Source organism: Sulfitobacter sp. HI0027, from assembly GCF_001634775.1.
Lineage (GTDB): Bacteria > Pseudomonadota > Alphaproteobacteria > Rhodobacterales > Rhodobacteraceae > Sulfitobacter.
This window is the reverse complement of the sequence record NZ_LWER01000318.1, coordinates 1-302: the sequence shown is the minus strand read 5'-3', so window position 1 is coordinate 302 and position 302 is coordinate 1. Positions and strand designations below refer to the sequence as shown.

Sequence of the window (302 nt, the reverse complement as noted above, 5' to 3'; positions counted from 1 at the left end):
CCTATCGCAATGTGCTGAAGACCTTGGGTGAGACAGCTCGTGCCAAAGGCCAAAGCATCGTGTTGTCCGCCGAGGGGTTCTGCCGCTGGAAGCCCGCGAACTTCGATGTCTTGTCCGGCCTTCTCGGGTTCGACACCTACGAACTGGTCTATGTGGTCCGCGATCCGCTGGACGTGTTCCCGTCCTTCTGGGCAGAAGAGGTCAAGCAGGGGCGTTCGATGGGGTTGGCCGAGCGTTTTGCCGGAGAATTCGCGGACCCGATGAAATCGCGCCTGTTAAACCCCATGCGCGATCTCAACCCT

Annotated in this window: 1 protein-coding gene; it reads left to right on the top strand. The window is 59.6% G+C overall.

What is annotated here, in order from left to right; genetic code table 11:
* Positions 1 to 302, top strand: a 302-nt coding sequence (locus A3722_RS24375) for a hypothetical protein (RefSeq protein ID WP_161488229.1), incomplete at both ends; no start/stop codon positions are given.